At 66.9% G+C, this 5,986-nt stretch carries 7 protein-coding genes; 5 read left to right on the plus strand and 2 right to left on the minus strand.

Annotation, left to right across the window (positions count from 1 at the left end):
- Positions 1-256: 256 nt before the first annotated feature.
- Both ACK5IN_RS09565 and ACK5IN_RS09570 read right to left on the minus strand, forming a co-directional pair.
- Complete coding sequence (locus ACK5IN_RS09565; RefSeq protein ID WP_416895962.1) at positions 257-1,081, minus strand: SDR family NAD(P)-dependent oxidoreductase; 825 nt, start codon at positions 1,079-1,081, stop codon at positions 257-259.
- A 41-nt stretch (positions 1,082-1,122) separates the two neighbouring features.
- Positions 1,123-2,085, minus strand: a complete 963-nt coding sequence (locus tag ACK5IN_RS09570) for an SDR family NAD(P)-dependent oxidoreductase (RefSeq protein ID WP_416895963.1) — start codon at positions 2,083-2,085, stop codon at positions 1,123-1,125.
- A 53-nt stretch (positions 2,086-2,138) separates the two neighbouring features.
- Here ACK5IN_RS09570 and ACK5IN_RS09575 point away from each other — a divergent pair, with 53 nt between their 5' ends.
- The 5 genes from ACK5IN_RS09575 to ACK5IN_RS09595 all read left to right on the plus strand — a co-directional run.
- Positions 2,139-2,807 carry a TetR/AcrR family transcriptional regulator gene (locus ACK5IN_RS09575; protein WP_416895964.1) on the plus strand — a complete coding sequence of 223 codons (669 nt, stop codon included), beginning with the start codon at positions 2,139-2,141 and terminating at the stop codon, positions 2,805-2,807.
- Between the two features lie 146 nt (positions 2,808-2,953).
- A complete protein-coding gene (locus ACK5IN_RS09580) occupies positions 2,954-3,400 on the plus strand; it encodes a cytochrome b N-terminal domain-containing protein (RefSeq protein WP_416895965.1) in 447 nt (148 codons plus the stop codon).
- Complete coding sequence (locus tag ACK5IN_RS09585; RefSeq protein ID WP_416895966.1) at positions 3,385-4,479, plus strand: cytochrome b N-terminal domain-containing protein; 1,095 nt, start codon at positions 3,385-3,387, stop codon at positions 4,477-4,479. The genes ACK5IN_RS09580 and ACK5IN_RS09585 overlap by 16 nt, the downstream gene beginning before the upstream one ends.
- Before the next feature lie 107 nt (positions 4,480-4,586).
- Positions 4,587-5,528 carry an RNA polymerase sigma factor SigJ gene (gene sigJ / locus ACK5IN_RS09590; RefSeq protein ID WP_416895967.1) on the plus strand — a complete coding sequence of 314 codons (942 nt, stop codon included), beginning with the start codon at positions 4,587-4,589 and terminating at the stop codon, positions 5,526-5,528.
- 90 nt (positions 5,529-5,618) lie between these two features.
- On the plus strand, positions 5,619-5,986 hold a 368-nt coding region (locus ACK5IN_RS09595), incomplete at its 3' end, for a DUF523 domain-containing protein (RefSeq protein WP_416895968.1).

Below are 5,986 nucleotides of genomic sequence, written 5' to 3' on the forward strand. Positions count from 1 at the left end.
TCGTTCAGAATGTCGATCACCTCCTGCCGCTTGGACGGGTCGACGTCGATGACGTTGATGAACGTGACGGGACTGGACATATCCGGCCTCCCTCTCATGGTTCTCGCGATTCGTGTCCGCCGCCTTGGCTCAGATGAGCGTCCGGCCGGGCGAGCAGGCACGCGCCCGCTCTGAGGAAGAGACGAGATAGCCCCACGAGCTGTGAGGTGCGGCAGAAGCGAGCGATGCCCCACGCGCAGGCGGGCGCCCCTTGCCGTCACCATGCGATGTCCAGGAGTTGTGCGCTGAGGTTCCAATGCTGCGCGACGATGGCAGGGTCGCTGGCCTGCTTGTTCGTACGTCCGATCTTTCTGCGGTCGTTGTAGTACGCGCCGGATGCCCAGGTCGCGTCGGGAGTGCCCGAGATGAAGTGCGCGAGGGTGACGCCGCCCTGCTCGGGTGAGATGAGGAAGCGACTCAGGACACTGTGGTAGACCCAGCGGAAGTAGCTGGTGGTGTCGGAAGCGAAGCTGGTGGCGACGTTGCCGGGGTGGAACGCGACGCTCGACAGGCCCTGGTCGTGGAAGTGGTTGTGCAGGCCCTTGGTGAAGAGGATGTTGGCGAGTTTCGCGTTGCCGTAGGCGCGGTTCGGGCGGTAGCGGTTCCAGGTCTGGATGTCGTCCAGGTCGATCCGGCCGAAGAGCCGTGCGCCGATGCTGGAGGTGTTCACGATCGCGGCGCGGCTGGCGATGAGGCGGTCGCGGAGCAGATAGGTCAGCAGGTATGGGGCGAGGTGGTTGACCTGGAAGGTTTTCTCGAATCCATCCACGGTGCGGGCCGGGCCGGCGAAGATGCCGCCGGCGTTGTTCGCCAGCACGTCGATCCGGTCGCACTCGCGCAGAAAGGCCTGCGCGAGGTCGCGCACGTCGTCGAGCCTCGTGAAGTCGGCGACGTGATGCACGCTTCGGGTCTCGGCGGCGACGGCCCGGGTTTTCTCCGCTGAGCGTCCGACGAGGACGAGGCGCCGGCCTTCCCCTGCGAGTTGCCTGGCTGCGGCGGCGCCGATGCCATCGCTCGCACCGGTGATGATGATGGTTTGCATGGACGCTCCGTTCATTCCGGGTCAGTGTTCGTTCCGGGTCGCTACGTCGTGGGGCGTTGCAGCACCTCGGCGACGATCGCCTCGACCACCTCCCACGTGTGTTGTTCGCGTACCGCGTCGTAGGACTCCGGCGATGACTGGGCGGCGCGGTCGCGGTCGATGTAAGCGCCGTTCGGCGCGGCGACGGCGCCCAACGCGGTGTCCGTGAGGAGCCGCCCCGCTCGGGCCGGCGTCGTGGCCAGAGGCGTGAGAGTGAGCAGCGGCATGATCCACCGCATCGCGAACCGGGAAACGGCATCCGCGTCGCGAGCAAGACTGGTTCCCGGGACAAACCCGGGGTTGTAGGAGAGGATCGACGGTCCGGAGGGGAAGCGCCGGACGTGCTCGTGGACGAGATAGATGGCGGCGAGCTTGCTGGTGGAATAGGCGGTGCGGCCGGCCGAAACGCTTGCGGGGTCGGGGAACGCGCCGACGCGCGCGAGTCGTTCGACCGGCTGCCACTTCGGCCCCGGCACCATGGCGAGGTTGTGCCGGAAGTCCCCGAAGTGCGTATCGCTGACGGTGACCACGATCCGCGCGGTCGAAGACAGATGGCTCCGTAAGCGGGTCAGCAGGATGTGGTTGGCGAGGACGTTGACGGCGAAGGTCGACTCCAGTCCGTCGACGGTTTCGGTGAGCGCGTTCGTATGCTGCACCCCGGCGTTGAGGACCAGTGCTTCGATGGGTGGGAGCCGCCCCGACCCAACAAGCTCGGCCACCTCCTCGGCAGCGGCATCCACGCTCCTCATGGAGGATAGGTCCGCGTGGACCCTGCGCCCGCGGAGCGCGCTTCGCTCACGTGTGCTCCGGCCGAGAAGCACGACATGAGTGTGCGGTTGCGCGGCGAAGCGGTGGAGCGCGGCGCGGCCGATCCCGCGACTGGCGCCGGTCATCACGATGGTTCTCATGGCATCCCTCGAACGTCGGTATCGCACGCAGTCGTGACCATGTGCGCATGACCCCATCGTAACCCATTACGAAATGAAGCGACTTCGTATCTTTTCGGTAGGATCGAGACATGACCGACCCGAAGCGCGCGCAGCACGCCCATCGGGCGCCGGGTCGTCCCGCTGACACGACGCTCGGCCCGCTGATCGTGGACGCCGTTCTCGATTTGCTCGCCGAGGCCGGGTACGCGCAGCTCACGCTCGGCGCGGTCGCGACGCGCGCGGGGGTGTCCACGGCCACCGTCTACCGGCGCTGGCCCACCAAACGCGAGCTGATCCTTGCCGTGGCGAGCCAGATCGCCGCCGCCGAGACGCCCGACGCCGACACTGGCTCGTTGGATGGTGATCTGCGCGAACTGTTCGAGCAGAAGCGCCGCCTGTTCGCCGGTAAAGCCGGCGCTGCCCTTGTTGCCCTGGTCGGAGAGTCCGCACACGATCCGGACCTTGCCGCAGCCGTGCGACAGAGCATTCTCGAGCCCACCCGTGACCACCTGTCAGCCATCCTGAACCGCGCCGCCGAGCGGGAACAGACCTCGGCGAGCGCCGACTCCGACGCCGCAGCGAGGATCATCGTCGGCCTCATCGTCACGAACGTCGCCCTTGCATCGGGAGACGGTGAACAGGCGACGAGCGCTGCATCGGTCGATATCATCCCAGCCCAGGATGCAGAGCTCGTCATCAACGCGTTGCGGCCGGGCGCGGCGGAAGCGCAGCGCACGACGCCTCCCGACTCCGAGTAGCATCCGCGCGGCCGCTCACACCTCGCCCGATGGGCCGAGTCTCACAGTTCCTCTCGCTCCATCGTCTCCGTTAGGGAGCCGGACTTCCGTCTCCCTAACAGCGGAGGGAACAGTACGTGATTTGGTCAATGTGTCAGAGGATTCAGGTGACGGATCGGGTCGCCCAGTGGTTGGACGAGCGGACGCGCATCGGTTCGGTCATCCGCGTCTGGCGGCACCGGGTGTTCCCAGATCACTGGTCGCTGCTGCTCGGGCAGGTCGTCGTGGCGAGTTTCGTCGTCTGCTCGCTCACAGGAATGTTCCTGTTGTTCTTCTACGACCCGTCTACGACCGCTGTGGAGTATGACGGCCGCTACGTCCCGTTGCACGGGGCCACGATGTCGCGGGCGTTGGAGTCGGCGCTGGACATCTCGTTCGAGGTCCGCGGTAGTCTGCTGGTGCGGCAGCTTCATCACTGGAGCGCGTCGTTGATGATCGCGGCGCTCCTGCTGCACATCCTGCGAGTGTTCTTCACCGGCGCGTTCCGCAAGCCGCGCGAGCTGAACTGGCTTCTCTGTTCGCCATCCTGTTCGCGAGCATGGCCGCAGGGCTGACCGGCCACGTCCTGCCCGACGACATGCTCTCCGGCAGCAGCCTGGCCGTGCTCGACGGGATACTCAAAGCGATCCCCGTCGTGGGCACCTGGCTGTCGTTCCTGGTGTTCCAGGGAGCGTTCCCCGCAGGGGCGATCACCACGTTCTACCCGCTGCACGTCGCTGTACTGCCGGCGATCATCGTCGGGCTGATGGACGTGAACGGCATCCTCGCCGCCGTGCACAAACCGGCACAGTTCGCCGGCCCCGGCCGGACGGACCGCAACGTCGTAGGGCGCCCGTTCTGTGCCGCCGTAGCCAAGAGCGCCGGGCTGTTCTTCATCGTGTTCGGCGTGCTCACCGGGATCGCGGCGACTGTGACGATGAACCCGATCTGGACTTATGGGCCGGCAGACCCCGGCAACGCCTCTGCCGGTGGTGGGGCGCTGTGGTATCTCGCGTTCCTCGACGGGGCGCAGCGCCTCGTCCCGCCCGGCTGGGAGTTCGTGTGGCTCGATCGGACGTGGACCCTGGCGATCCTTGTGCCCGTCGGCGTCTGCGTCCTGTTCCTGGTGACGGCGATGGTCTACCCATTCATCGAGCGCTGGGTCACCGGCGACCAGCGCGAGCATCATCTGCTGACCCGTCCCCGCAACGCCCCGACCCGCACCGGCATCGGTGTCGCCGGGATCGTTCTCACCCTCCAGCTCGCACTACTTCTGGGACCTGCGGCCGGGCTCGTGCTGACCAAACGCATCTGCCTCGGCCTGCAGCGCAAGGATCGTGAAGTCGTGCTCCACGGCTACGAGAACGGCAGGATCGTCCGCCTCCCGGGCGGCGAGTACGTCGAGGTCCACCAGCCCGTCGACAAGTACGAACGGTGGCGGCTGGTCGACTTCGAGAATTATGAACCGCTCATGATCCGGCCAGACGAGCACGGTCGCATTCGCCTCCGAGACCGGGCGCGGGCGGCGGTATCGCGGTGGTTCTTCCAAGACCGCATCATCCCCGTCACCCGGGCCGAACTCGACCACGCCCACGGCAGCGACCCTGCTGCCATCGGGCACGACACCGGAACCCCGGACGGCCGTGAGACATGACGCGCCTCACACTTCCGCGGGCTGTCTCGTCTTGTTCCCAAGGGCATGTGATCCGATAGACACATACGCACCGGATCGCACACGTCCAAGCCGCGGAAGGAGAACCGATGACCATGCGACCCCGTCAGGGCCAGGCTGAGCCGCCCGAGCTGGGCGATGCGATCCGCGAACGCAGCGTGCTCCTGGGTCTGTCCTACCGGCTCCTCGGCTCGTTGGTCGATGCCGAAGATGCCGTGCAGGAGACCTACATCCGCTGGTATCGGCTCACCGACGCCCAGCGCCGTCAGGTCGGCTCTCCACGGGCGTGGCTCATCAAGACAGCAAGCCGTATCGGTCTGGACATGCTCACCACTGCCCGCGCCCGCCGCGAGCGGTATGTCGGGGAGTGGTTGCCCGAGCCGGTGCCTGCCCCTGACACCTGGACCAGCCACCATGACAGTGACCCGATCGACCCTGCTGACCGGGTGAGCCTGGACGAGTCGGTGTCGATGGCGCTACTGATCGTGCTCGAGTCCATGACGCCGGCCGAACGGGTCGCGTTCATCCTCCACGACGTGTTCCGGTACACCTTCCCCGAAGTCGCCGAGGTCGTTGGCCGCACCCCAGAAGCGTGCCGGCAGCTCGCATCGTCCGCACGCCGCCGGGTGCAGAGCACCCGCAGCACCACGGTGGAGCCCGCCGAGCACGCCGCCGTCGTTCGATCCTTCAAGAGCGCATGGGAGACCGGTGACCTCGCCACCCTCATCACCCTGCTCGATCCCGATGCCACCGCGATCACGGACGGCGGCGGCCTCGTCTCCGCCGCCCTCGAACCCCTCCTTGGTGCGGACGCCGTGGCCCGCTTCCTCCTTGGCGTCTACGAACGGCAACCCGATCTCGCTATCCGCGAAGAGCTCGTCAACGGCGAACTCGGACTCGTCGCGACAGGCGCCGGCCACACCCTCGCGGTCATCAGCCTCAGCCACCACGGCGGGAAGATCGATCACGTCTGGGCTGTCCGCAACCCGCAGAAGCTCGAAGCCTGGCCCGCACCGGACACCAAGTCGTAAACGTCGATCATGCCGAGCCAGCCAAGGAAACCGACGCCGCAGGACGCGAACGCGCGCCCACCTCGCGCGGAGGCCGTAGAGTCCGAAACTATGGAGCGTCAACTGGTGCTGGTCAGTTCCTGCCTCGCCGGTGTCCCATGCCGCTACGACGGACGAGCGAGGCCCGACCCCGGCATCATCGATGCCGTCGCGGCAGGCCGCGCACTCCCCGCATGTGCCGAACAGCTCGGTGGGCTCCCCACCCCACGGCCCCCTGCCGAGATTGTCGGAGGCGACGGCCACGACGTACTGAACGGCACCGCACGCATCCTCACGGACGCAGGCGAAGACGTCACTGAGTCTTTCGTCGCCGGAGCACAAGCGGTTGCACGACTGGCCACGGAACACGGAGTCACCCACGCGGTCCTGCAAGCACGCAGCCCTTCCTGCGGATGCGGGACTATCTACGACGGCAGCCA

Source organism: Microbacterium sp. (assembly GCF_047971895.1).
Taxonomy (GTDB): domain Bacteria; phylum Actinomycetota; class Actinomycetes; order Actinomycetales; family Microbacteriaceae; genus Microbacterium.

Coding starts and splice junctions, on each gene's coding strand:
- sigJ (WP_416895967.1), top strand. CDS start 4,587: ATGACCATGCGACCCCGTCAGGGCCAGGCTGAGCCGCCCGAGCTGGGC.
- ACK5IN_RS09570 (WP_416895963.1), bottom strand. CDS start 2,085: ATGGGGTCATGCGCACATGGTCACGACTGCGTGCGATACCGACGTTCG.
- ACK5IN_RS09585 (WP_416895966.1), top strand. CDS start 3,385: ATGGCCGCAGGGCTGACCGGCCACGTCCTGCCCGACGACATGCTCTCC.
- ACK5IN_RS09575 (WP_416895964.1), top strand. CDS start 2,139: ATGACCGACCCGAAGCGCGCGCAGCACGCCCATCGGGCGCCGGGTCGT.
- ACK5IN_RS09565 (WP_416895962.1), bottom strand. CDS start 1,081: ATGCAAACCATCATCATCACCGGTGCGAGCGATGGCATCGGCGCCGCC.